The sequence below is a fragment of the Erythrobacter sp. SN6-5 genome, from assembly GCF_057364945.1.
Genome location: NZ_CP200282.1, coordinates 1,388,039 through 1,411,719 on the forward strand (window position 1 = coordinate 1,388,039; position 23,681 = coordinate 1,411,719).

Here is a 23,681-nt window from a genome sequence, read left to right on the forward strand (position 1 = left end):
TGGGTAACAAAACGGAGATACCCAGTGCTACAGTCTTTCAATTCCCTAATTCAAATGATGGAAGCTATTCCGGATGAGCAGGCTGCGGTTGACCATTTCACGGCTATTCGCTGGAAAAACGGCGCTTTCTGCCCTCATTGCGGCTCGGATCGCATCTACCACTTCTCAAACAAGCGCAGCCACAAGTGTGGTGATTGCCGTAAGCGCTTTTCCATTCGTGTCGGCACCATTTTTGAGGATAGCAAACTCCCGCTTCGTAAGTGGTTGCTCGCAATCTGGCTAATCACTAGCCACAAAAAGGGTATTGCCAGCACCCAACTCGCGAAAGACATTGGCGTAACCCAAAAGTCTGCTTGGTTTATGACACATCGCCTGCGCGAAGCAGCTCGCACACAGTCCTTCAATCGCGACTTGACCGGCGAAATAGAGGCTGATGAAACGTTCATAGGGGGTAAGGAGAAAAATAAGCACGCCAGCAAGCGGACTGGTGGCAAACAGGGTGGCAAAGGCAAAATTGCTGTTCTGGGCATCCTTGAGCGCGGCGGTGAACTCCGCACCGGCACCACGCCAAGCCTATCTGCCAAAAATGTGCAAACGGTCATTCGTGACAATGTTGCCAAAGGCTCTGCTGTGATGACTGATGAGCATGGTTCATTTCTTGGCTTGCAAGGTGATTACAGCCACCACCGCGTTAATCACAGCGCGGGTGAATATGTCCGACATTACATTCTGCATACAAATGGAATTGAAAGCGTCTGGGCAATATTCAAACGCCAGATCATCGGCACACATCATTGGCTTTCGCCTAAGCACATCAACCGCTACCTCGGTGAAATGACTTGGCGTTTCAATCTCCGCGAAATGGATGAAGGCGATAGAGTGAATGCTCTACTCGCCCAGACAGCTGGACGCCTTACCTATAAGGAACTCACGGCATGAACGACAAGCGCGAGAAACCATTGTATCTCGACATGGACTCCGATGAAGCATTCGAAAGATTTTTGCAGACAGACCCCGCAGAATTGAAACGTAGGCTCGACAAGAAAAAGGCCCCGCCGAAGCGGGGCCAAAGTGTTGAAATGAAGTCTAGACCGAAATCTAAACCTTGACGATACCGGTTACTATCAGGGCTGTGAGCGCCAGTGAGAGCGAACGTGCTCTACACGGCCAAACCTGATCCGGTAATAAGCGCAAACATGCACCATTACGCAAAACCCTTGCGTTCAATGGCCAGAAATGCGATTCCATAGGTCTTGACGTTATGGATCGCGGCTTCTGGCCATCGATTTAAACAGGAAGGGTCGGCCTTACGGTCGGCCCTTTTTCGTTCCAGCTATCGTTACTGGCTCCGTAAAATCATCTCTCATCACAAACACCACCTTTCTGCTTGTCGCTCTTTGGGACTCGGCAAAAACGTTCCAGCACAATCTCCGGATGGGGTCAAGCCTTGGTAACCGGAAAATGGGTGTTAGTAGTTATTTTATCTTGACGGAGAAATTTTAACATGCCAATTATGCTTTATTACAAGGAGCATGGATTATGGCTAGACTGCGCAGCCCGAACTACCCCGGCATTAGTCTTGAAAAAGCGGTAGAGCTGGCGGAAGAGATTTATAAGAAGAATCATCAAAATATCATCAGTCGTGAGGCAGCGGCAAGGGATATTGGTTACAGCGGTCTCACTGGCCGCTCTATCAAGCTGATTGCAGCCCTCAATCAATTCGGTTTGCTTGAGAAGTCCGGAAAGGGCAACGTCAAGGTAACAGACAGAGCAAAAAGCCTGATCTATGGTATTGAGGAGGGAGAGAAAATCGAGGCTGCCCAGCTCGCAGCAGCAGCCCCCCAGCTATTTGCCGACATTCTTGAGCGCTTTCCTGATTCAGCGCGGTCTGAAAATTCAATTCGCGCCTTTCTTGCACAAAAAGGTTTCACAGAAAAAGCGATGAAACCCGCAATTGCGAGTTTTCAGGAAACTAACCAATTTGTGGAGTTATTGAAGGATAGCGAAAGTTATAGCAATGAGGAGAAAGTGCAGCCAGAATCTGACTCAGAACCCACCATCAAGGAGACAGACAAGGTGCAAGAGAAACCACAGCCGAAGGGCAAGGGTGTTGAAGGAGATGTGATCTTTTGGAATAAGGACGCGCTTGACTTCAGTTTGTCGTCAGCAGGGCTGGCAGTCACGGGGGCGACTAATTCAGCTGTCGAACTAAAGGCGTTCATCGCCAAGTTGGAAGCGCTTGCAGCACTACTGCCCGACGAAGAAACCGAACACTAACCTAGAACGCCCAGCCATTGTGCTGGGCTTTCTTTTTAATGGGTCACACAAGTATATAGGTCCCTTCGTCTTCAACACCTAAAACATCGACGATCAGGTACACAAGCTGAGAAATGGCTCTGAGGTTTCCTACAGACGCACGCATAGAAAGCGCCTTGAGTGCGAGGCGCTGTTTCGTGCCCGTATATTCCTTGCACCCAACGCTAACGGTTATGACGGAGGTAAGCTCTTCCTTAAGATCAGTTTTGAGCCCCTTGGCTCCCTTGGCGCGTCCATTCGGGTTGCCCGACTTCTCCTTTTTGAAGCGATGTTTCTTTGGAGGTTTGCCGTAGCCAACGCCTTCATCGTTATCTTCATGCTTACGACTGTCTTCGCGGTCCTTGCTCATCGATCAGCCCGCCGCGCCTACGCGGCGTTCGGCCGCGACTTCTGAGAAGGAACGACCATTGGCATCGAGCACAGCCTCGAGTCCGCTGGCTGTGGTTAGGCGATCAATCGCGACATCGACATAACCCGGATCGAGCTCGATCCCGGCGCCGCGCCGCCCGGTGTGCTCCGCCGCGAGCAGCGTGCTGCCAGAGCCGAGACAACAGTCGATCACCAGGTCGCCGCGATTGGAGCAGTCGAGCAAAAAGTCGGCGATCAGCGCGGTGGGCTTTACTGTGCTGTGAGCTGCGAGGTCCTCATCGCTCACGAACTGCGCCTTGATAACCGGGACCTCGCGCAGGCTCAGTTTTTTCGCAGCGAGCCAACGGCCATGGCCCGCAACGATCATTCCGGTGTCGTCAACAATAATCGTACCGAGCCAGCCATACTGCTTGATGCTCGCCGCAATCTGGCCGATCTGCTTCTTCGAATGAGTGCGCGCATTGCGCGGATTGGGCTTGAGAGAGCCGGTGCGGACAATCTCAATGTGCGGGTGATTGTTAGTATTCATTGGTCGCTTCTGAAAAATCAGGAGGCCTATCAATCACAATGCTACTGCCCTGTATGTCCCAAAATTCTTCGTCTTTTTTCATTTTGTTACTCGGAGATGATGTTCTTCAGCCGATCATTCGAAACATGGCCACCGCGATTGATCTTTCGCAACGCCATTGCCGTTATCGTAAGCGCCTTGTCTCTAAGAGGAGCATTCGGCTTCTTGATAGGGAAAGTCCCCAAAATCGGATGGGCGAATTCCTTGGCATCAGGCTCAATTAGCTCCCTTAGTTGGTAATAGATGGCCACGGCCAACATTCCACCAAGGCGCTTGTCATGGGCTTTCTGGGACGCCCAACTAAGCTTGAACTGTGAAACGCCGCTACCGCTCTCAAAGCGAGCAATTAGACTATCTAAAATTTCTGAGGAACGTCTTCCCTCCGAACTGGGCGAAGAGAATTTGCGAGCTCTTGTGGTGACTTTGCCGACCTTGCCTTGCGGCCCCGCTTCTCAGCCTCGGGGGCAATCTCCTTCAGCAGCATCGACATATCTGCCGCGCTGAGGAGCGGAGGATCGGAGTCGAGAATGGCCTTGAGAAACAGTTCGTCTGGAACGCGACCTCCATCGTCAACTACGTCTAGAACAAAGCTGTGTACCGGGCGGTTGAAGAAGGCGAATTCCGTTTTGGACATCTCACATGAGTTAGCACCTTTGCCTGCTTTCAGGCCAATTGTTCCCTGATGATGCTCTGGATTTCCCTGCTCAATTCTTAGGGAAGACTGCGTGTGACCCTAGGAAGTCTGGGACCGTCAATTGGAGAAATTATGATTCTGAGGCCCAATTCCCTGTAAATTCCCTGCATAACAGGGAATTCAACAAGCGAGACTGGTTCGCTGCGAACTGCATGGCGCACCACGTTTTTAAGTGTTTGAAATGCAATGATTGCTAGGAGTCTGCGATACTCTCTGTAGCAGGAGTTGTGCAGAAACTGCTTGGATCAAGCTTACAAGACTCGTCGCTCAGCTGCATTGACTGAGTGTTAAAACCTCACTGCCGGACCCGCGTTTAGCCGTGCCGCGCGACAACTCTGCCATCCCAAGACAAGTTCGCTGTAGCTTCGCAGTGCCATCGGCACTGACCAAGGAAATCAGGCCGAAGCCATCAAAGTGCCATCGGCAGAACAATTCACATAGTCACCGGTCAGCCAGCCTTCTGGAAACACGGAAACCTCGTGCCACAAATGCAGGCCCGGTTGCCCCTGGAATTGCTCCACCATACCGCCGAATTGGGCCATAATATCAAGATGGGTGGGGTGATGGTGAGTCCATTCTTCAAGATGACTCAGCGAAGCAAAATAACCAAGTCCCACAGTGCGTGGTTGCGGGGCCTCCGCACCGCCGATTTCCTCAACAAAGCGCATACCGAAGCAACCGGTATCTGCGCCATGTTCACGAATATGAGTGAGCCCTCGGTGCAAAGCGGGTTCGACATCCTCTTTGTACTTCGCAAACTGCTCGTCATTGATCATGGCAAGATCTTGCGTTGTCTTAATAAGGCACGCATTCGCTGGCGCTTGCACTTTAACCCTGCGGCCTAGCGATGAACCGGCTGGCACGTCAGATACGCCCCCGGTAGCTGTCAACTGATCATCAACTGTTGCAACCATCCTATCGCGGCAGCTGCCCCAATATGCATGGTCAGGCGTGATCTCCATCGCATCGGCCATATTGGCTATACCGCTGACATTCTCCGCACGGGAGCCTGAGGTTTCGTTATGATCGAGCGAGATACGGCAATATTCGCGCCACAGCCCGACAGGACCAGTCAAAAAGGCACTATCCTCGAACAGGGCCTCAATCTCTGAAGCGGCTAGCCATGCGTCATATTGCGATTGGCTCTTCCAATAGGCGAACCAAACTTCGCAATTTGGCCCGAAGCCGGTCTTTACGCGTCCATGCTCTAGCACACTGGGGCCGGTTTCATGGCCCAGTTCAGTCAAGAGGCGGGCCTTTGCACCGGTATCATCGCCGCCGCGATTCTCGATCCCGAAAGTCACCAGAACCAGATCGTCAATATCCCGGAAGCGCGGTTCAAACGCGTCGTATGGAGGCTCAAACCCCTCAGGTTTTGCAACCGGCGGCGCCTTACGACGAGGCCCGATATTGGTCATTCAGAGGCCTCCTGACCACCAATTGTTTCAAACGAAGAAGTGTCTTCGGCCGCATATTCGGCGGGTGAAACGACAGGTCTGATTGGTTCGCGATTGAGCAGCAAACGTGTGGCCTCTGGTTTTGAGTAATGACCGGCCGGGTCCGCGACGGCTTTCGCCATCACAATCTGATCGAAATCGAGCTCTGCCATAATCAACCCTTCCTCAGTTTCAGAAAGGAATTCTGCTAGCTTACGGCCATCCGGTCCGAAGATCATAGATGACCCACCGCCGAGCTCGATGAATGGCGGAACTTCGTCACCAACTTTGAAAAAGTCGAGCGCAGCTTGGTCGATCACACTCGTTGCCGCCACGACAAATGACTGACCTTCGACGGCATATATCTGAGAGGCGGCCATGTTTACTTCGGCGCCCAGCGCATGCGCGTTCTCACGATAGACGACAAAGGCAGGCCAAGCGGAAATGTGAATTTCTTCGTTCTGGCTATACAAGGCATATTTTGAAAGCGGTTGGATGTGCTCCCAACAGCAAAGCTGCCCAACTCTGCCGATGTCTGTGTCCGAAACGACGAGATCTGCGCCGTATCCTTCCCCAAAAACTGATCTCTCGACATGGGTTGGTTTGAGTTTACGGCGCAGAGACACAATCGATCCATCGCGACCGATCAGAACTTGGCTCAGGTACAAACTGCCGCCCGAACGTTCCGAAATTCCGGTCGAAATCATGATATTGGCATCACGCGCCATTTGACACAGACGCTCAAATTCAGGTGTCCCCACCTCAACAGAATTTTCGAAATAGCGAGTGGTAAACTGCATGCCCCACGCGGGTGCACCGAGCCAGATATGGAATGGGTAACCGGGGAACCAGGCTTCTCCAAACGCGATCAGGTCACAACCCTGCTTCGCCGCATCGTCGACGAATTTCTTTGCTTTATCCAGACAGGCATCGAGGTCGAAGAAAATCGGGGCGGCCTGCACGGCAGCGACTTTGATGGGTAATCTCTTGCTCATTGCTTCCACTTTCTAATTCGAACGATCACAGCAATGACGGATCGCAGGTTGCATTTGCTCGCACACCTGACCGATCCGTCACCTCAATTCGTCAAAAATTGACAGTTACGCTCGCGCCCCATTCGGCACCACGCGCGAAGAGTTTCTGTTGGAAACCGCCGGGGTTGAGAATCGATGCACCAGCAACAGCATAGAGTTCATCGGTCACATTGGTCCCAAAAAAGCTGGCACTATACATTCCATCGAGACTGTCCCAAGTCACGCCAATATTCACGGTTGTATAGCCGTCTTGTCCGACCTCGTTGTTTGCATCGAAAAAGAACTCGCTGCGCGTGCTTACGTCGCCGCGGAACGTCAGCGAGCCAAGGTCACCGATCTCGGCGGTATATTGGGCTCCGGCGTTGACCGTCCATTCCGAAGTGCCTGGAAGGGCACTGTCGAGAGTGATGCCAACGACACCTGCGTCCAATCGGTCGTATTTCGCGTCAATATAGCCCGCACCCAAGTTAAACTGGAATGCATCAATCGGCTGAATCAGCAATTCCAATTCCGCCCCGTTGATCGTTGCTTCAGCCGCGTTCTGGGTAGTCGGCGCGATGCCAAGCTGCACATTCACCTGAAGGTCATTGTACTTTGTGGTGTAGGCGGCCGCATTCAACTGGACTGTATTGTCGAGAAGCTGCGATTTCAGGCCAATCTCAAACGTGTCGACGGTCTCTGCATCGAAGGCAGGAATGGCATCAACCGGATCCTGACCAGGTTCAGGGAAGATTGGAGGGAAAACGCGCTGAGTGAAGCCGCCCGATTTGAAGCCCTGAGAATAGGTGAAATAGGTCGAGACATCTGGCGTCCATTCATAACGGACATTGACCATCGGCGTCACTTTTGTGGTGGATGTGGATGCGGTCACAACCGGAAGTATCGGCGTGCCTTCAGGAATGCCTGTTGCGATGTCACGCAGCACGCGCTGTTCGGGGCTAAAATCACGCTCATCCCTAGTCCAGCGTAAACCTGCGGTGAGGCTCAGGCTATCAGTGATTTCGTAGGTCGCTTGACCAAAGGCAGCAATCGACTGGTTTTCGACGGTGCCGCCGCTGAGAATCTCAATGACGGAAAAATTCACGAAATTTTCGTTGGTGCCTTCTTCTGCAAAGAAATAGCCGCCCAATATCCAGTTCAACCGATCATCAAACGCTGTGCCTAGCAATTGCAATTCTTGGCTGAACTGCTCGTAGATGAAACTGTCGACCGTCGAATTGATACTGACAGGTGCGCTGTCTGGCTCGTTTGTGGAATTGCTGTCGAGGTCGCGGTAAGCCGTGATGGACTTTACAGTGATTGCGTCTGACAACTCATATTCAGCGGTGAATGATACGCCGAAGACATCAAGGTCAGAGAAGGAATCTCCAGTGCCCTGATTTATGCCAGGCACGCCGACCGAAACAGACTGCTCGTTGAAACAAGCCGGATTGCTTGCGCCGATAAAGCAGGCGCTCGGCGGCCCCATCATTCCCAATGGAAAGGCAAGAGTGGGGTCGATTGCTGGAGCTACGACAGCATTGTGAAACCCTGCGAAAGGAGCGTCTTGGTCTAGCGCTGTGATAATAAAGGGCGCCGAAGCCTCGCGCCGCCGCGAATAGTCACCAGACAGGGTCAGCTGCAACGGCCCGTTGTCAAAGGCCAGCGTGCCGCGAGCGGAAAAGCTGTTATCATCGCCTAGGAAATCCCCAACATTAGGGCGGAAGACATAACCGTCACGCTTGTGGTAGTTTGCCGCAAAGCGCGAAGACAGGTTTTCACCCAGAGGAATGTTGACCAGCCCTTGAACCTGTAACCGGTCATCGGATCCGGTCGTCACTTTCAAACGGCCACCAAACTCATCGTCCGGCTGTTTCGAAGTGACGTTTACAGCGCCGCCAATCGTGTTGCGGCCGAACAATGTGCCTTGCGGTCCACGCAGAACCTCAATCCGCTCAATATCAACCAGATCAATGAGCCCGCCAACCGCGCGCGATATATAGACACCGTCAACATACAGACCGACGCCGGGGTCTGTGTTGAGCGAGAAGTCAACTTGGCCAACACCGCGCAGGAAGATCGCCGGTGTTGCGGAGCTTCCGGAAAATGCGGCTGATGTATTGATTGTCAAACCCGGCGTAACGTCAGAGATCTGGCCGACATTTGAAATTTGCTTAGCTTTCAAGAGCTTCCCCACCAAACGCAGTGATCGAAATAGGTGTGTCCTGAATGTTCTCTTCACGCTGGCGCGCGGTCACGACGATCGTATTGATGCCGCCTTGTTCCGCTTCTTCTTGAGGCTGCGTTTGATCGGTGCCGCCAATTTCCTGAGCGTGGACGCTGCTTGCAGCAAAACCCAATGCCAATAGTGAGGCGGTTGCCGCTAGATGTGCGTTTCTCGTCATTTAAGTCACTCCCTCTAACCTGCCTGGTAAGCCCGCTGTTGCGCCCTCAATCAATTTCGAAAGTTCGCCGACTTATTTGGACAGAATCGCCAGTGCTTTCGCGATTCTTCATCATCAACCTAGCTCATGCTTTCCGTGAAACTTGACACTGGCGGCGCAAAATGTTGAATATTCACGTAATGAATTTGTGAGGATGGCAACTTGACCGACGCAACCCTATCTCAGCTTGACCGCTTCACCACAGAAGCGGTGGTGCCATCCAGGCGCGGCGACCATTGGAATCGTTTGGTCAACGCGGCTTTCTTGCCGCTGGAAACGGAGTTGTTGCAAGATAACGAGTTCACGGGCCAGATTGAGTTGCTGCGGTCCGGGCGTACCGGCATCGCTCTGGTGCGTGCAGGATCCCAGATTGTCCGACGCAGCCGGAAGGCTATTCGAGCTGGCGATGGCTCGTCATACATTTTTGTCTGCCAAACGGCTGGTAGAGGGGCCATCTGGCAAGATCAGGAAGAAATCAAACTAGCAGAGGGTGACATCACATTTGTCGATAGTGACCGCCCGTATGAGCTGCGTTTCGACACGTTTTTTGAGCAAGCGGTATTTCAGGTGCCGAAAGAAGTCTTTCACGAACGCTGTCGATGGTTGGCGGGCGCAGCTCCTATCCGTCTCAATGGGCAAGATGCGCTGACAAAAATTATTGCCCAGAATATGAAAACATTGCTGTCGGTTGGGCAAAATTTGCCTGAAGGCCTGCGGCCCCAAGTCTTCGGGAGCCTGACCAGTCTTGTCTCGACTGCGCTGGGCGCCAGGTTCGATTCTACCGCAAATGATATCACACAGCCGCGTATCGAGCATCTGCAGCGCGCAAAACGATTTATCCTCGACAATCTGAAGGACGAGGCGCTTAATCCCCAAATGGTCAGCGCGGGATGCAACATCTCCCCTCGCTATTTGAGAGATTTATTTGCGAAGGATGGTCAATCGCTAACTGCTTGGATTAAGGCGCAAAGGCTCGATGCGGCGAGGATGGACATGGAATCAAACCTCGGCGGCAGCGAAACTCTCAGTCAGATTGCCTATCGTTGGGGTTTTGCCGACTACACGCACTTTTGCCGGTCCTTTAAAGCGGCTTATGGGACAAGTCCGCGGGCGTGGGTGAAGCAAAGGGGCTTTAGCAATGGCGGTGGAGGCCAAGCGCATTGATGGCCGTCTTTTAGGTCCGATGTGCGGAAATGCCCACCTACTTCTCAGAGGCGCCCGCTAAGTTGCGCGCGATCTTTTGCAACGTTCCGTTGAGTTGAGCGATCTCTTCGGCTTCGACTCCGTCGAAAGCGATCCCATAGATACGGTCTGCCTGATGCCAGGCCAGCGGCCGTGCCCGCCTGCCATTGCGCGTCAGCAAGACTTCGGTCACCCGCGCATCCGAGGCGCGCTGGCGAGTCTCAACCAACCCTTCTGTCTGCATGCGTTTGACAATCCGTGTCATTGTCGAAAGTTTGATGCAAGATTCCTTGGCGAGGTAGCTGACACTGCGCGCGCGGTCGCCCGACAGCAGCATAAGGACCCGCCAGTGAGGAACATCAAGCTCTACGGTTTTGAGGCCTGCCTCCAGAAACTCAAGATACCGGTCATGCGTGCGAATGAGCCAATAGAATGGCCATGTTTGGACATCGAACTTTGGGTTCTCGGTTCCGTCGGTCGCATATGCATCCCTAGTCGCTGTATCGACATCAGGTGTTGTGTAATTCACGAGGCTTCTCAACTTTAGTTGAAAGATCAACTTGTCTATGGCGGCAAAACTTTAAAAAGAAAAGCGTTGCCAGTCGGTTCGCGCAGGCGGCTATGCCAATTCCTTGTCTGGCCACGCCAGCAAGGCAGCATCCGTCGCCTTCTGGATCTGCTCACGGCTGACGCCAGGCGCTATTTCGGCGACTGCCAATCCTTCGCCCTTCACATCGAAAATGCCCAAATCGGTAATGATCCGCTTCACAACGCCTTGCCCAGTTAGGGGCAGCGTGCATTGCTTAAGCAGTTTTGCCGCGCCTGATTTTGTGACGTGATCGGTGATCACAACCACGCGTTTCGCACCAGCGACAAGATCCATGCCGCCGCCCATCCCTTTGACCAGCTTGCCTGGGATCATCCAGTTGGCGATATCGCCGTTCTGGGCGACTTCCATTGTCCCAAGGATTGCAAGATCGATATGGCCGCCGCGGATCATCGCGAAGGATGTCGATGAGCTGAAATAAGATGTGCGGTCGAGTTCGGTAATGGTTTGCTTGCCCGCATTGATTAGGTCAGGATCTGCCTCTCCTTCAAACGGGAAGGGCCCCATTCCGAGCATGCCGTTTTCGGATTGGAGGATAAGATCTCGGTCCGCCGGAATGTGGTTTGCAACCAGAGTGGGAATGCCAATGCCCAAATTGACATAAAATCCATCCTCGATCTCTTCGGCAGCCTTTGCGGCCATTTCATCACGGCTCCAGCTCATTGTGCGACTTCCTTCGAGCGTTCAGTCAGTTTTTCAATGCGTTTGGCGCGCGTGCTTTGGACCACACGTTGAACAAAGATGCCTGGCGTATGAATGTGATCTGGGTCCAGCGATCCGGCGGGGACGATTTGTTCAACTTCGGCCACGGTAATGCGCCCACCCATCGCCATGTCAGGGTTAAAATTACGAGCGGTCTTGCGGTAGATCAGGTTGCCGTCTTCGTCTGCGATTTCGGCCTTCACCAGCGCCAGATCAGCGACGATGCCCGTTTCCATGACATGAGGGACACCATCAAATTGGCGGATCTCCTTGCCCTCAGCATTGACCGTGCCGACGCCTGTTTTCGTGTAAAAGCCAGCAATTCCGGCGCCGCCTGCGCGGCAACGCTCGGCTAATGTCCCTTGGGGGCAGAACTCCAGTTCGATCGCACCTGACAAATAGAGGTCAGAAAACAGTTTGTTGTCTCCAACGTAAGATGAAATCATCTTTCGGATTTGCCCGGTTGAGAGAAGCAGGGCGAGGCCTTCGCCATCGGTTCCTGCATTGTTGGACACACAAGTCAGCGCGCTAGCGCCTGTATCTCGCAAGGCTTCGATCAATGATGCCGGCATCCCGCACAGGCCAAATCCGCCCGCCATGACAGTCATGCCATCGGTGGCGATCCCAGCCAGTGCATCCGCTGCGTTTCCGAAAACCTTTTTCTTCAAGACACCCTCATTTGCTTCACATCTATTTTTTGCTTGCCAACACGTCTGGATCAATTTACGTGAATAATCAAGTTTTATCTTTGAGGATGCAAATTGACCCAGATTTCCACCCCTATGGCAGTTGAAAACGACTCGCTGCATGGTCAGGCCGACTCGGTCTTGGCTGCAAGGGTTAGGGTTGGTGACGGGCGTTTCTCGGTTATGATCAAAGATACAATTGACCTTGCTGGAGCGGTGAGTGCAGCAGGAAGTGCGGCATTAATATCTGAAAAACCAGCATATTCAAATGCCCAGATCGTTGAAAATCTGCTTGATTCGAATTGCAGTATCACTGGTAAGACGAATCTGCACGAGCTTGCTTATGGTGTGACCGGGATCAACGATTGGTCCGGTACGCCGCGCAATCCTCACTATCCGACTCTGATACCAGGGGGGTCGTCGAGTGGTTCCGCCGTAGCTGTCTCAGCCGGAATGTGTGATTTTTCAATTGGTACAGATACAGGCGGTTCGATCCGAATTCCAGCGGCTTGTTGCGGCATATTTGGTCTGAAGCCGACATTCGGTCGTATTTCCAGAGCGGGCTGCGCGCCCAAGCTTTCTTCGCTGGATTGCGTTGGGCCGTTCGCGCGCGATGCTGGGGTGCTGCACAAAGCGATGCAGTGTATCGATCCTGAGCTTTCTCCACTTCCTCCAATCGACCAAATCCGCTTTGGCTGGCTTGAAACTGCGGCAGAAGAAGCCGTTGCGCAAATGGTTCGGCGCTCGGTCGAGGACGCATTCGGTTCGATCCATGAAGGCATTGCGCTTGATGCTTTTGATGATGCTAACCGGGCTAGGCCTCACGATCATTGCGCGGGAAACCCACAATGCGTTCGGCCATTTGATTTCTACTGGAAAGCTGGGCGCAGATATTGCCCACCGCCTGACAAAGGCGGGGCAGGTTAGCGACGATCAACTGGTGCAGGCCGAGCGTGTGCGCGGCGAATTTACGGCTGAATTGAATGAGGCGCTGGAGGCTGTCGACATTGTCGCGCTGCCTACGCTTGCCGGGCTGCCGCCGCGCCTTGAGGATGCTGGTGATCTGATGAAGATGCTGGCGCTGACAGCCCTGTGCCGACCATTCAATGTCAGCGGACATCCGGCCTTGAGCGTGCCTGTTGGCGAGATCGACGGCGCGCCGGTTAGCCTCCAGCTTGTCGGCCGTAAGGGTGAAGACGAGACATTGATCGCGGCGGCACAGAAATTTGCGCCGCTCCACACCTCCAAAATCAACACAGTTCAAAGCTGAAGGAATCAATCATGCACATTTCCGATGCAAAAGAATTCTCGCCATCAGAGTTCATTGATAAATCACGTTTTGAGGCTCTCCTCGAAGACATTGCAGCTCGGCGCGACGAATTTCGCGATCAACGCCATGTCAGCAAGGATGTGATCGAGGAGCTGCAAGCTATTGGCCTGTATCGCGCTTTCGTTCCGACCCAGTTCGGCGGGAGTGAAATGCCAGCTAGCGATTTCCTTCAAATCATTGAGCGCATCTCTGAGGCTGATGGATCGGTGGGCTGGGTGGCTAGCTTTGCTTTCGCCACAAAATATCTTTCATCGCTCCCGCCAGAGACGCTGTCGAAAATTTACGCGGACACGCCTGATATCGTCTTCGCAGGCGCGGTATTTCCCCCCAACCCGCGAAGAAGGTGGATGGCGGGGTCCGGGTCAGCGGACGTTGGAGCTTCGGCAGCGGGTGCATGGGGGCCTCTCTGATTGGGGTCGGCATCAGTATTGAAGGGCAGGATGGCCCGCCTTTGCCGCTGATGGCGGTTATGCCGCAGCGGATCAGGTCACGATCGATCCAACTTGGGATACGCTGGGTATGACCGGCACTGGCAGTCATGATCTGGTTGTTGAAGATGTTTTTGTGCCGGATGACTGGATTTTGGTGAGAGGCGCGGCCCCCACGATCAATTCGACGGCCTATGATTACCCGACATTGGGGATTTCGGCGCAAGTGCTGGCGGTCTGCAATCTGGGTATTGCGCGTGCGGCAGTCGACCATGTGATTGGCATTGCCGACAAGTCGAAATCCATCACCGGCGCGCCGACACTTGGCGACCGTGACAACGTTCAAATCCATCTCGGCGAATGCGAGGCAAAGCTGTGTGCAGCGCGCAGCTGGTTTTATGAATTGAGCGATGAAATCTGGGCAAAGTCGGAAGCGCGCGAGGAAATGACGCGTGATGACATGATGCGTCTGCGTTTGGCTTCATCCCATGCCGCGCGCGCGGGGGCGGAGGTCGCACGGGCCTGTTTCGAGATGACCGGCACGATGGGTATTTTCAACGCGAATCCTCTGTCCCGCTATCTCGCTGACGCGATGGTCACAGCGCAGCACGCGTTCCTCAATGAAGGATCTTTTATGAACGCGGGCAAGGTTCTGGTCGGGCAACCGCCGATCCCTGGATACGCTTGAGCCAAACGGACCATATTGAAAGGGATTGCCATGACTGAACAGCCTAAGAAAATTCGCACGCTCTTGTGCATTGCCGTGTTGCAACCATTCTTCGATTTGCCTTCCTCAGAGATCGGGAAGGTCTGGAGTGCGTTCGGCGAGATGATGGGACGCATCAACCAGATGGAGGGCGTGGAAGTCCTAGGCATGCTCGACGATGACGAGACAATGGTGGGAACGTCTCCCGACGGCTATCCTTGGACCGCTTACATCATGGCCGACATGCCCGATCGCGACAGCGTTATCGCAGCATGCAATCTGTTCCGCACGATTGAGATCGGCGAATATCGCCTTTGGAAATATTGCCGGGTCGAGGCGCGGATGGGCCGCGCGCTCGAAGTGCCTGAGCAATATGCGAACGGTTGAGCGCACGCGAGATGTCTAGCCCGTCATCTTCTTTAACTGATCATGCCCGTCTGGCTGAGCTGGAGCGCCGGTTGTTTACGCTTGAGGCAGAGAGTGCGATCCGCGGTCTTGTCGCTCGCTATATGGAGATTTGCGACGACCTCGATCCCCATACCGATTTCGATGAGCTCGGCAGTCTCTTTGGCGAGAATGCGAAGTGGCTTGGTGGCGGGGCAAGCTATGAGCAGGCATTTGGCGTGCACAATGGCAGAGCCGAGATAGTCGCATTCCTGCGTGGTTATGCCGAACCACCACATTTTGCCTCCAACGCGCATTTTCTCACCAGTGAAACCATCAATGTTGATGGCGAAACGGCCGAGGGCAGCTGGATGATGTTGCAGATGCCAAGCTTTGCGTGCGGCGAGAGCTTCGTGCTCGCTGCGCAGCTCAAGCTTGGTTTCGTATTTGAGGACGGTGCGTGGCGAATTGATCGTTTCCTAACGACCAATCTGCTCGACCGTCAGATCGAGGGACAATGGAGAAACGACTCCAAAATCCCAACTCCCAATTCAACACCGGAAAAAGGGGACTGAAATGGCCACTGCTTTCACCCGTCAAAACTCTACGGAGTTTGATTTTGACCACCTGGTTCAGCATGACCGTGTGCACACATCCCTGTACAATGATGCAGCCATTTTCGACGTGGAGATGGATAAGATCTTCGGCGAGACATGGGTCTGGGTTGCGCATGAAAGTGAGCTTCCGGGCAAGGGCGATTTCATCACCACCCATGTCGGCATGCAGCCGGTTATCGTCTCACGCGACCGCAAGGGTGTTGTTCGCGTTTTGCTCAATCGTTGTCGTCATCGCGCGGCAACGGTGTGTGAAGCGAAAAAAGGCAATGCGGCAAGCTTTGTGTGCCCTTATCATGGGTGGGGTTATGCGCAGGATGGTTCTCTGCGCGGTGTGCCGATGGCGGATGGCTACGATGCGAGCTTCAATAAGTCCGAATACGGTCTGATTAACCTTCGGACCGAGAGCTATAATGGGCTGATCTTCGCAACGCATAACGATGATGCCCCAAGCCTTGATGATTTTCTGGGCAAAGCAAAGCCGTGGATTGACCTGTTTATGAAACAGGGCGGCGGATATCCCGTTTCCACCGGCGGCGAGCATAAGTTTCGTTTCCCAGGCAATTGGAAAATCCAGCTTGAGAACACAACCGACGCCTATCACTTTCCGGTCGTCCACAAATCGTTCCTGAACTCGCTGGATCTCGCAAGCCGAGGAATTGTTCTCCTTCCTTGATGGCGACGGCTATGTCGAAGATCTCGGCAATGGCCATTCAGTCATGGTGATGATCCCTGAACTGGTAGATCTCGATGCCAATCTGGATGATCCGATACCTGACCGTTTTGAAGAGCTCGCCGAAGAGCTGCGCAAGGAACACAGCGAGGAAGAGGTTCGCCGCATCGTGCGGGCAGTCGGCGGCACCGGGTTCAACCTGAATTTATTCCCGAACATCGCGTGTTCTATGGCATTTTTCCGGGCCCTGCGTCCGATTTCAGTCGAAGAGACAGAGATCCGTCATATTGCGATCACCATGGAGGGCGGGCCTGAGGCAGCCAACCAGATGCGGCTGCGGCTGCACGAACATTTCCAAGGCCCGATGGGTTTTGGCAGCACCGACGATGCCGAAGCGTGGGAACGCGTTCAGCGTGGCTCGCAAGCCGGGCCTGACCTTTGGATTATGCTCAATCGCGGCCTTGACGGCGATGGCAACGGCCCTGGTGGTTCAAACCGGGGTGATGTCAGCGCCGAAACTGGAATGCGTGCCGCCTATGGCGAGTGGAAACGGATGATGCAGGCATGAGCACTTCAATTCAACTCAGCGAAGCGACCGCACTGATCTGGCAAGAGGCAGAATTGCTTGACCGTCAGGATTATGACGAGTGGCTCAAAGTGTGGTCAGATGATGGCCTCTACATCATCCCAATCGAGAAAGACTGCGATGATTTCGCGAACAGTCTGAACTATATTTACGACGATCAGAGTATGCGAGACATGCGGGTGAGACGGCTGAAGAGCAGTTTTTCCATGTCCGCGCTGACGGCGGCCAGCACCGTTAGAACTGTGTCGCGTTTCACAGTATCCAATCAGAGCGATAACGCGATTGAAGTTCGCGCCGCGCAAATCCTGATTGAGCACAAGCGTGATAACAGCCGGACCGTTGCGGCCAATGTCGACTACCGCCTTGTTCGCGGTCCAAACGGCCTTCAGATCGCGCAAAAGGTTGTCTGGCTCGCCAATAGCGAAGATTCAGTCAACGGCATCGGATATTTGCTGTGAGCCTTCCTGATCATCACGATGTCGCGATCGTAACGGGAGCTGGGCGTGGTCTGGGCCAGGTGATTGCTCGAGAGCTGGTTGCTGCCGGATATCGTGTGGCGGCGAGCGACCTGGACCGGACACGCGCCGAGGCGACCTGTACAGCGATTGATCCGTCGGGTCAGCGAGCCATGCCGTTCACTCTCGATGTGTCTGGCAAGAGTGCTTTCGAACAGGCCTTGAGCGATGTGAGCGATCAGTGGGGCGGTGTGGGCGTGCTGGTCAACAATGCCGGGATCACCAAAACTACGCCTTTGTTCGAGATTACGCCGGAAGAATTTACCGAAGTCACCAACGTCAATCTGCGTGGCACATTTTTAGGCTGCCAGGTCTTCGGGCGCGCATTCGCTGATCAGGGCTATGGCCGGATCATCAATCTGTCCTCGCTTGCCGCTCAGAATGGCGGAGCCGCTACCGGAGCGCATTATGCTGCGTCGAAAGGTGGAATTGCCACACTGACCAAAGTGTTCGCGCGGGATCTTGCTGCAAAAGGTGTGACGGTAAATGCCATTGCACCGGGCCCGCTGGATGTGGAGCTGGTGCATGAAATTCTGCCAGCTGACAAATTGGCCGCTGTGACCGCATCAATCCCGGTTGGGACACTCGGTGATCCAGCATTCATTGCCGCCATCGTAAAGCTGATGGCTTCGCCACAAGCGTCCTCGATGACGGGTTCAACTGTGGACTCAAATGGGGGGCTCTATGTCCGCTAAGCCTGTCATCTCGACCAAAGTTGCAAGCCGGATCGACCACCCTTCGGGAGTGATGATCGTCGAGTTGGAACCTGCCGATGGCGCGGTGTTGCCTCCGTTCTCAGCTGGCGCCCATGTCGAGGTTTTGATTGAAGAAGGGCTGACGCGGCAATATTCGCTTTGCGGCGCTCCGTGCTCGGCTGGGTTGTATCGCCTTGGAATTCTTAAAGACCAGAATTCGCGCGGGGGATCTGAGGCGCTCCATGCGCGCCTTTCAAAAGGTGATACGCTCAAAATTAAGGCGCCAGAGAACCTCTTTCCGCTCGCACATGATGCCATGCATGTCACTTTGGTGGGCGGAGGAATTGGTATCACGCCGCTGATCGCGATGGCCTATGATCTCCATGAGAAGGGCACGCCGTTTACCCTGCATTATTGCATCAGCGATCCGAGTAAGGCTGCGTTCGAAAGTGAACTCAGACGGGCACCTTTCGCCGCGCAAGTCCACTTGCATTGCAGTAGATCAGACGCGCATCCTGCTTTTGCCGCAGGCGACATCCCGGCGCATTTGAACGGGCATCACATTTACACCTGCGGGCCCGACGGGTTCATGGACCACGTGTTCGATTTGGGTCGAAAGCACGGGTACGCTGACGACGCTTTGCATAAAGAGTTTTTCAGTGCGGATGTCGACACATCAGGGGACAGCTTCGAAGTTGAGGCATCACAAAGCGGCCAGATATTCGCGATTGGCGAAGACGAAACCATTGCCGAAGTGCTCAGTGCAGCCGGGATTGAAATTGCTGTTTCTTGCGAAGAGGGCATTTGCGGCACTTGTCTGACCGACGTGATCGAGGGTGATATCGACCACCGCGATCAGTATCTATCGGATGAAGAGCGCGAAGAAGGCGAGCTTATGCTGGTCTGCTGCTCACGGGCCAAATCGAAAAAACTAGTGCTCGATCTATGAGCAATCCGCTTGCCTCAAATGGTCCCACGATTGAGCGGGTCGAAAGCTGGATCATCTCCATCCCGACAATCCGCGCGCACGCTTTATCAATGGCGACGACGTCTGAGCAGCGGATCGTTCTGGTAAAAATAACCACTTCAAACGGGGATTTTGGGTGGGGAGAAGCAACCACAATTGGCGGCCTCGCCTATGCAGACGAAAGCCCTGACAGCATCAAGCTAACGATTGATCGCTACTTTGCAGATATGTTGATCGGTCGGCCGATCCTACGCCCTGCGTTGGCGATGGCGGCAATAAACCAAAGCTGCGTCGGCAATTACTTTGCCAAATGTGCGGTTGAGACGGCGTTGCTCGATTGTCTGGGCAAGCACACCGAAATGCCGCTTTCCGAATTGCTGGGGGGCCGTTTGCATGACCGGCTGAGCGTCGCCTGGACCTTGGCCAGCGGCAATACCGAGCAGGATATTGCCGAAGGGCGCGAGATGATCGCAGCGCGGCGGCACAACATCTTCAAACTCAAGATCGGCAAAAACCACTGGCAGGACGACTTGGCGCATGTTCGCAAGATTTGTGATGCGCTGGGCGAGCAGGCCAGCATAAGAGTGGATGTCAATCAGGCATGGGATCTGCCAACAGCGCAGAAGGCTATTCCCGCTCTCATGGAGGCGGGTGTTGAGCTTGTCGAGCAACCGATGCGGGGGCAGACCATGCTGGCGCGCGTGAACTGCGCTCGCTCGGAACCGCTGCGATTATGGCGGATGAAGCGCTGCGCGGCGGTGTGGAGCTTGGCTCTTGCGATCTGCGTCAGCCGCTCTGCTGATGCGATATCCCTAAAGATTGCGCAGGCAGGTGGCCTTACACCTTGCCGGGACGTTGCCAGGATTGGTGTAGCTGCCAGCCTATCACTTTATGGCGGAACAATGCTGGAAGGCAGCGTTGGCACTGCGGCATCTGCTCATCTGTTCTCAACTTTGCCCAACATCACATGGGGCACAGAGCTTTTCGGCCCACTGCTGTTGACGCGAGACTTCCTGACTACGCCGCTCACCTACGACGATTTTTCGCTGGTCGTGCCCACGGGACCAGGTCTTGGCATTGAGATCGATGAAGCCGCTGTTTCGGAATGCGCCGAGACATGAAGCGGCCCCAGTCAAACAAAGGATAAAGTATGCTGTTCATGGTCGAAATGACGGTCAACGTGCCGCACGGTGTTGATCAAACGACATTTCAACAGGAAGTCGCCACCGAAAAAGTACGTGCAGAAGGGCTGCAACAGGCGGGCACCTGGCGGCACCTTTGGCGTGTCGCGGGTCAGTACGCAAATGTCAGTATCTTTGATGTCGAGAGTCCTGGCGCGCTCCACGAATTGCTGATCGGCCTGCCGCTTTACAAATATATGGACGTGAAGGTCACGGCGCTGTGCCGTCATCCGTCCTCAATCCACACCAACGACCAATAGCATTCATCAGGGAGAGAACCGATGGCCAACGTTTACGAGAGCGAGCATGTCCAGAACCTGCTCAAAAGAGTCGCTGGACTTGATCAAGATGGCGGTGACCCGCGCGTTAAGAGCATTGTTTACGATCTCGTGTCTGCGATCTGCGCTACGATTGAAAAGCATGATGTGAGCGAGAGCGAGCTTTGGAATGCTGTGAATTTTTTGGGCGCTGGCGCCGATGAGTACGGCCTGATCGTGCCGGGTATCGGATTGGAGCACTATATGGATGTTCTGATGGATGCTGCGGATGCAGAAGCGGGCCTAAGCGGAGGCACGCCGCGAACCATCGAAGGCCCACTATTCGTGGAAGGCGCACCGCAGTCAGACAGTCACGCCGTTATGAGCGACAGCGAAGACGAAGGGGAAGTGCTGATCGTAAATGGCACCGTGCGCGATTTGGAAGGAAACCCGGTTGCCAATGCTGTGCTCGACGTTTGGCACGCTGACACGCGCGGATTTTATTCGCACTTCGACCCCACTGAACAGCAAGGTCCGTTCAACAATCGCCGCAAGATCAAAACCGGCGCAGACGGCACATACAGTTTCCGTTCGATCATGCCGGTTGGATATAGTGTGCCTCCCGAAGGAACGACGGATCGTTTGATGAAGGCCTTGGGACGTCATGGCAGCCGTCCTGCGCACATCCACTATTTCGTGCGCGCTGAGGGTTTCCGCCACCTCACCACACAGATCAATATCGCTGATGACCCATTGGTGCACGATGACTTTGCCTATGCAACCCGCGATGAGTTGATCCCCTCACTGACGCGCTCTGAAGACGGAGCCGCGATCACCTTTGACTTTGAACTCGTTCCTAACGAGGTTGGCGCATACGCGCTGTCTGACCGCGTTCGGACAGCCGCCTGATGCCAGGTCAGGGGTAAGTCAGGTGAAACCGCCCAGCCATATCGAAACAAGCGACCGGACGAGGATCGCTATCGACTATCGCCCCGTCGCGGGTGCTCCTGTCCTTGTGCTGTCCAATTCGTTGGGCACTGACATGTCGATGTGGGAATCGCAGATAGAGAGCTGGTCATCGCAATTTTCCATTTTGCGTTACGATACGCGCGGCCATGGAGGGTCTGATTGCCCGCCTGGTTCGTATTCCATCGATCGCTTGGCTCTTGATGCGATCGAAATTCTGGATGCTCTCGCAATCGAGCGTGCTCACTTTTGCGGTCTCTCTCTTGGCGGGATGACGGGCCAGCGTTTGGGCTGGCTCGCGCCGGATCGCTTCAAATCGATCACATTGGCCGCGACGAGTGCCTATATGGGGCCTCCATCCGGGTGGCAGGATCGGATTGAAACCATCAACGCAGGCGGGATGCAGGCGATTGCGGACAAAACGCAGAATGTCTGGTTTACGCCAAAATACCAGTCGGAAAGCGGCGATGAGGTTGCCCGCCTTCGCGCCATCTTCCTATCTACAGACGTTACGGGATATGCCGGTTGCTGCGGTGCAATTCGTGATATGGATCTGCGAGCGTCAGCGCGTCTGAACACAGGGCCCGTGCTTGTCATTGCCGGTGGGGATGATCATGCAACCCCTGTCTCCCATTCGGAATTTCTGGTGTCTCAGATGCCTGATGCTCGGCTGGCCGTGCTTCCCGGCGCGCATCTGGTCAATTTTCAACAATCGCAGAAATTTGCCCAGCTCGTATCTGAGTTCATTCACGAACACGACTAGGAGTACGCAGCATGCCTCATCTAACTATAGAATACAGCCGCCCGGCTTTGGATGAAGCGAGGTTAGGGAAACTTATCGATGCACTGATCGGCGTTGCGGACCGATCCGATGTGATCGAACTGCCGAATGTGAAATTGCGGGCGATCCCTCTCGATCATTACCGCGTAGGGGCGAATGTAGAGCCCTTTGTCCATATCGGCCTCGCCTTGATGGCTGGGCGGCCAAAGGCCGACCTGTCAGGCCTTAGTAATCAGATTTTCGATGCCGCTGCCGATCTCTTGCCTGATGTGGATCAAGTGACGGTCGATATCAGGCAAACAGATCCCGATACTTATCGCAAGCGCGCTAGCTAGGCGTTCACGCTTACCATCAGATCCCACAGGAGTGCAGTATGTCTGACACCAAACAGAAAGATGATAGCGTCGAGGCGCTCAAACAGTGCTTCTTCAATGGGATGAGTTTGGCTGCTGCCACGGTCAATGTGGTAACCACCGATGGCCCCGGTGGCCGTGCGGGAGTGACCGTTTCGGCGATGTCATCTGTGTCAGCAGATACGCCAAAACCAACACTGCTGGTTTGCGTCAACGAAGCCAGTGCCGCTGCCCAGATAATTCTTGAGAACGGCGTTTTTTGCGTCAATGTCCTGCGCGATCATCAGTCATATGTGTCGGACGTATTCGCTCAGCCGATTTAATGATCAGCTATCAGACAAGTTCGATTGTGCAGAATGGCAACAATTTGAGACGGGCGCGCCAGCAGCAATTGGCGCGTTGGTGGCATTTGATTGCAAGGTATCTTTGACTGAAAAAGTCGGCTCACACTATGTCATCTTTGGGCAAGTCCAGCATGTCGAAGTCGGCGAATCCGGCAGCGCTTTAACCTACGCCAATCGTGCTTACAGTTCAGCTCAGCCGATCGAAATTGGACAGCCGGACGAAGGAGATAAATTTGCTCCGGTATCGATAGGTTGCTTCCACACCTTTGCGCCAACAATTGTGCCGCCCATCATGAGAAGGCTTAGCGATGCGAATACTCCGGTTTCGCTCAACCTTGTTGAGGGGGACAATCGCCGGTTGAAAACTGCATTGCTTTCTGGCGAAATCGATTTTGCATTTCTGTATGATTATGATCTCGCACCGGAACTTGAGACTGAACAGATTGCGGATCTGAAGCCTTATGTGCTGCTGTCGGCCAATCATCCACTCGCCAAGCTGGATAAACTCCAACCTGAAGATCTAGCCAATGTTCCGATGGTGTCGGTTCGTGAGGAATCGAGTAGAGTGCGGTTGGAAAGCGTCTTGCACCAATTCAATATCGAACCCCAAGTGGTCTACCGATCCTCCTCACTGGAAATGACGCGGGCGATGGTTGCGCAGGGATTAGGGTTCGCAATTGTTATGACGCGAACCGCAAACTCTCGCTCTCATGGAGGTTTGGAATTGGTTTCACGAGAACTCAGCACGACTATACGGGAGAGCCGCATCGTCCTGGCCCGGAAGAAAGGCAGCGCGAGCCATTCGATGGAAAAAAGAATGCTGGAGATAGCCCGTACAGTCTCGATCTAAGCGCAGAGATTTTGTCCGGCGTTACCCGCTAACT

The 23,681-nt window shown here is 54.1% G+C and carries 31 protein-coding genes; 21 read left to right on the forward strand and 10 right to left on the reverse strand.

Annotated elements, in window-relative coordinates; translation table 11 throughout:
• The first annotated feature begins 24 nt into the window (after window positions 1–24).
• Complete coding sequence (locus tag AC0V6Z_RS06950; RefSeq protein WP_486176456.1) at window positions 25–939, forward strand: IS1595 family transposase; 915 nt, start codon at window positions 25–27, stop codon at window positions 937–939.
• A gap of 600 nt (window positions 940–1,539) precedes the next feature.
• Window positions 1,540–2,277: a hypothetical protein gene (locus AC0V6Z_RS06955; protein ID WP_472640613.1), complete on the forward strand. Its 738-nt coding sequence runs from the start codon at window positions 1,540–1,542 to the stop codon at window positions 2,275–2,277.
• Between the two features lie 43 nt (window positions 2,278–2,320).
• Here AC0V6Z_RS06955 and AC0V6Z_RS06960 read toward each other — a convergent pair whose 3' ends face one another.
• From AC0V6Z_RS06960 to AC0V6Z_RS06990, 7 genes are all read right to left on the reverse strand, one after another.
• Window positions 2,321–2,665 (reverse strand): DUF5681 domain-containing protein, encoded by a 345-nt coding sequence (locus AC0V6Z_RS06960; RefSeq protein WP_472640614.1) that lies wholly within the window; start codon window positions 2,663–2,665, stop codon window positions 2,321–2,323.
• Between the two features lie 3 nt (window positions 2,666–2,668).
• Window positions 2,669–3,214, reverse strand: coding sequence for a ParB/Srx family N-terminal domain-containing protein (locus AC0V6Z_RS06965; protein ID WP_472640615.1), 546 nt, complete (start codon window positions 3,212–3,214; stop codon window positions 2,669–2,671).
• An 86-nt stretch (window positions 3,215–3,300) separates the two neighbouring features.
• Entirely contained in the window at window positions 3,301–3,504 is a 204-nt protein-coding gene (locus AC0V6Z_RS06970; protein ID WP_472640616.1) for a hypothetical protein, read from the reverse strand.
• A gap of 838 nt (window positions 3,505–4,342) precedes the next feature.
• A complete protein-coding gene (locus AC0V6Z_RS06975) occupies window positions 4,343–5,365 on the reverse strand; it encodes a phenylacetaldoxime dehydratase family protein (protein ID WP_472640617.1) in 1,023 nt (340 codons plus the stop codon).
• Window positions 5,362–6,378, reverse strand: a complete 1,017-nt coding sequence (locus AC0V6Z_RS06980; protein ID WP_472640618.1) for a carbon-nitrogen hydrolase family protein — start codon at window positions 6,376–6,378, stop codon at window positions 5,362–5,364. Before AC0V6Z_RS06980 ends, AC0V6Z_RS06975 begins: the two co-directional genes overlap by 4 nt.
• Before the next feature lie 91 nt (window positions 6,379–6,469).
• Window positions 6,470–8,581 carry a TonB-dependent receptor gene (locus AC0V6Z_RS06985; protein ID WP_472640619.1) on the reverse strand — a complete coding sequence of 704 codons (2,112 nt, stop codon included), beginning with the start codon at window positions 8,579–8,581 and terminating at the stop codon, window positions 6,470–6,472.
• Window positions 8,571–8,801, reverse strand: coding sequence for a hypothetical protein (locus AC0V6Z_RS06990; RefSeq protein WP_472640620.1), 231 nt, complete (start codon window positions 8,799–8,801; stop codon window positions 8,571–8,573). Before AC0V6Z_RS06990 ends, AC0V6Z_RS06985 begins: the two co-directional genes overlap by 11 nt.
• Before the next feature lie 201 nt (window positions 8,802–9,002).
• Here AC0V6Z_RS06990 and AC0V6Z_RS06995 point away from each other — a divergent pair, with 201 nt between their 5' ends.
• Window positions 9,003–10,004: an AraC-like ligand-binding domain-containing protein gene (locus tag AC0V6Z_RS06995; protein ID WP_472640621.1), complete on the forward strand. Its 1,002-nt coding sequence runs from the start codon at window positions 9,003–9,005 to the stop codon at window positions 10,002–10,004.
• Between the two features lie 37 nt (window positions 10,005–10,041).
• Here AC0V6Z_RS06995 and AC0V6Z_RS07000 read toward each other — a convergent pair whose 3' ends face one another.
• The 3 genes from AC0V6Z_RS07000 to AC0V6Z_RS07010 all read right to left on the reverse strand — a co-directional run bounded on the left by AC0V6Z_RS07000 (window position 10,042) and on the right by AC0V6Z_RS07010 (window position 11,999).
• Entirely contained in the window at window positions 10,042–10,551 is a 510-nt protein-coding gene (locus AC0V6Z_RS07000) for a MarR family winged helix-turn-helix transcriptional regulator (protein WP_472640622.1), read from the reverse strand.
• A gap of 90 nt (window positions 10,552–10,641) precedes the next feature.
• Complete coding sequence (locus AC0V6Z_RS07005; RefSeq protein WP_472640623.1) at window positions 10,642–11,292, reverse strand: 3-oxoacid CoA-transferase subunit B; 651 nt, start codon at window positions 11,290–11,292, stop codon at window positions 10,642–10,644.
• A complete protein-coding gene (locus AC0V6Z_RS07010; RefSeq protein WP_472640624.1) occupies window positions 11,289–11,999 on the reverse strand; it encodes a CoA transferase subunit A in 711 nt (236 codons plus the stop codon). Before AC0V6Z_RS07010 ends, AC0V6Z_RS07005 begins: the two co-directional genes overlap by 4 nt.
• 93 nt (window positions 12,000–12,092) lie before the next feature.
• Here AC0V6Z_RS07010 and AC0V6Z_RS07015 point away from each other — a divergent pair, with 93 nt between their 5' ends.
• The 18 genes from AC0V6Z_RS07015 to AC0V6Z_RS07100 all read left to right on the forward strand — a co-directional run bounded on the left by AC0V6Z_RS07015 (window position 12,093) and on the right by AC0V6Z_RS07100 (window position 23,647).
• Entirely contained in the window at window positions 12,093–12,944 is an 852-nt protein-coding gene (locus AC0V6Z_RS07015; RefSeq protein ID WP_486176457.1) for an amidase family protein, read from the forward strand.
• On the forward strand, window positions 12,880–13,287 hold the full coding sequence (locus tag AC0V6Z_RS07020) for an amidase family protein (RefSeq protein ID WP_486176458.1): 408 nt from the start codon (window positions 12,880–12,882) through the stop codon (window positions 13,285–13,287). Before AC0V6Z_RS07015 ends, AC0V6Z_RS07020 begins: the two co-directional genes overlap by 65 nt.
• Window positions 13,288–13,298: 11 nt before the next feature.
• The gene (locus AC0V6Z_RS07025; protein WP_472640626.1) at window positions 13,299–13,757 is read left to right on the forward strand and encodes an acyl-CoA dehydrogenase family protein; all 459 of its coding nucleotides are present in this window, start codon (window positions 13,299–13,301) and stop codon (window positions 13,755–13,757) included.
• Window positions 13,758–13,866: 109 nt separating this feature from the next.
• Window positions 13,867–14,463: an acyl-CoA dehydrogenase family protein gene (locus AC0V6Z_RS07030; RefSeq protein ID WP_472640627.1), complete on the forward strand. Its 597-nt coding sequence runs from the start codon at window positions 13,867–13,869 to the stop codon at window positions 14,461–14,463.
• A 30-nt stretch (window positions 14,464–14,493) separates the two neighbouring features.
• Entirely contained in the window at window positions 14,494–14,868 is a 375-nt protein-coding gene (locus AC0V6Z_RS07035) for a hypothetical protein (protein ID WP_472640628.1), read from the forward strand.
• Window positions 14,869–14,879: 11 nt separating this feature from the next.
• The gene (locus tag AC0V6Z_RS07040) at window positions 14,880–15,440 is read left to right on the forward strand and encodes a nuclear transport factor 2 family protein (RefSeq protein WP_472640629.1); all 561 of its coding nucleotides are present in this window, start codon (window positions 14,880–14,882) and stop codon (window positions 15,438–15,440) included.
• 1 nt (window position 15,441) lies between these two features.
• Window positions 15,442–16,155 (forward strand): aromatic ring-hydroxylating oxygenase subunit alpha, encoded by a 714-nt coding sequence (locus tag AC0V6Z_RS07045; protein ID WP_472640630.1) that lies wholly within the window; start codon window positions 15,442–15,444, stop codon window positions 16,153–16,155.
• Complete coding sequence (locus tag AC0V6Z_RS07050) at window positions 16,139–16,720, forward strand: SRPBCC family protein (protein WP_472640631.1); 582 nt, start codon at window positions 16,139–16,141, stop codon at window positions 16,718–16,720. The genes AC0V6Z_RS07045 and AC0V6Z_RS07050 overlap by 17 nt, the downstream gene beginning before the upstream one ends.
• Window positions 16,717–17,196, forward strand: coding sequence for an aromatic-ring-hydroxylating dioxygenase subunit beta (locus AC0V6Z_RS07055; protein WP_472640632.1), 480 nt, complete (start codon window positions 16,717–16,719; stop codon window positions 17,194–17,196). The genes AC0V6Z_RS07050 and AC0V6Z_RS07055 overlap by 4 nt, the downstream gene beginning before the upstream one ends.
• Window positions 17,193–17,948, forward strand: a complete 756-nt coding sequence (locus AC0V6Z_RS07060) for an SDR family NAD(P)-dependent oxidoreductase (RefSeq protein ID WP_472640633.1) — start codon at window positions 17,193–17,195, stop codon at window positions 17,946–17,948. The genes AC0V6Z_RS07055 and AC0V6Z_RS07060 overlap by 4 nt, the downstream gene beginning before the upstream one ends.
• The gene (locus AC0V6Z_RS07065) at window positions 17,938–18,897 is read left to right on the forward strand and encodes a PDR/VanB family oxidoreductase (RefSeq protein ID WP_472640634.1); all 960 of its coding nucleotides are present in this window, start codon (window positions 17,938–17,940) and stop codon (window positions 18,895–18,897) included. The genes AC0V6Z_RS07060 and AC0V6Z_RS07065 overlap by 11 nt, the downstream gene beginning before the upstream one ends.
• Window positions 18,894–20,036 carry a muconate/chloromuconate family cycloisomerase gene (locus AC0V6Z_RS07070; protein WP_472640635.1) on the forward strand — a complete coding sequence of 381 codons (1,143 nt, stop codon included), beginning with the start codon at window positions 18,894–18,896 and terminating at the stop codon, window positions 20,034–20,036. The genes AC0V6Z_RS07065 and AC0V6Z_RS07070 overlap by 4 nt, the downstream gene beginning before the upstream one ends.
• A gap of 29 nt (window positions 20,037–20,065) precedes the next feature.
• Window positions 20,066–20,356: a muconolactone Delta-isomerase gene (gene catC / locus AC0V6Z_RS07075; protein ID WP_472640636.1), complete on the forward strand. Its 291-nt coding sequence runs from the start codon at window positions 20,066–20,068 to the stop codon at window positions 20,354–20,356.
• A gap of 21 nt (window positions 20,357–20,377) precedes the next feature.
• Window positions 20,378–21,262 carry a dioxygenase family protein gene (locus tag AC0V6Z_RS07080; protein WP_472640637.1) on the forward strand — a complete coding sequence of 295 codons (885 nt, stop codon included), beginning with the start codon at window positions 20,378–20,380 and terminating at the stop codon, window positions 21,260–21,262.
• Window positions 21,263–21,284: 22 nt separating this feature from the next.
• On the forward strand, window positions 21,285–22,082 hold the full coding sequence (gene pcaD / locus AC0V6Z_RS07085) for a 3-oxoadipate enol-lactonase (protein ID WP_472640638.1): 798 nt from the start codon (window positions 21,285–21,287) through the stop codon (window positions 22,080–22,082).
• Between the two features lie 11 nt (window positions 22,083–22,093).
• On the forward strand, window positions 22,094–22,435 hold the full coding sequence (locus AC0V6Z_RS07090; RefSeq protein ID WP_472640639.1) for a 5-carboxymethyl-2-hydroxymuconate Delta-isomerase: 342 nt from the start codon (window positions 22,094–22,096) through the stop codon (window positions 22,433–22,435).
• Window positions 22,436–22,473: 38 nt separating this feature from the next.
• Window positions 22,474–22,776 (forward strand): flavin reductase family protein, encoded by a 303-nt coding sequence (locus AC0V6Z_RS07095; protein ID WP_472640640.1) that lies wholly within the window; start codon window positions 22,474–22,476, stop codon window positions 22,774–22,776.
• Entirely contained in the window at window positions 22,745–23,647 is a 903-nt protein-coding gene (locus tag AC0V6Z_RS07100; RefSeq protein WP_472640868.1) for a LysR substrate-binding domain-containing protein, read from the forward strand. Before AC0V6Z_RS07095 ends, AC0V6Z_RS07100 begins: the two co-directional genes overlap by 32 nt.
• Window positions 23,648–23,681: the final 34 nt, after the last annotated feature.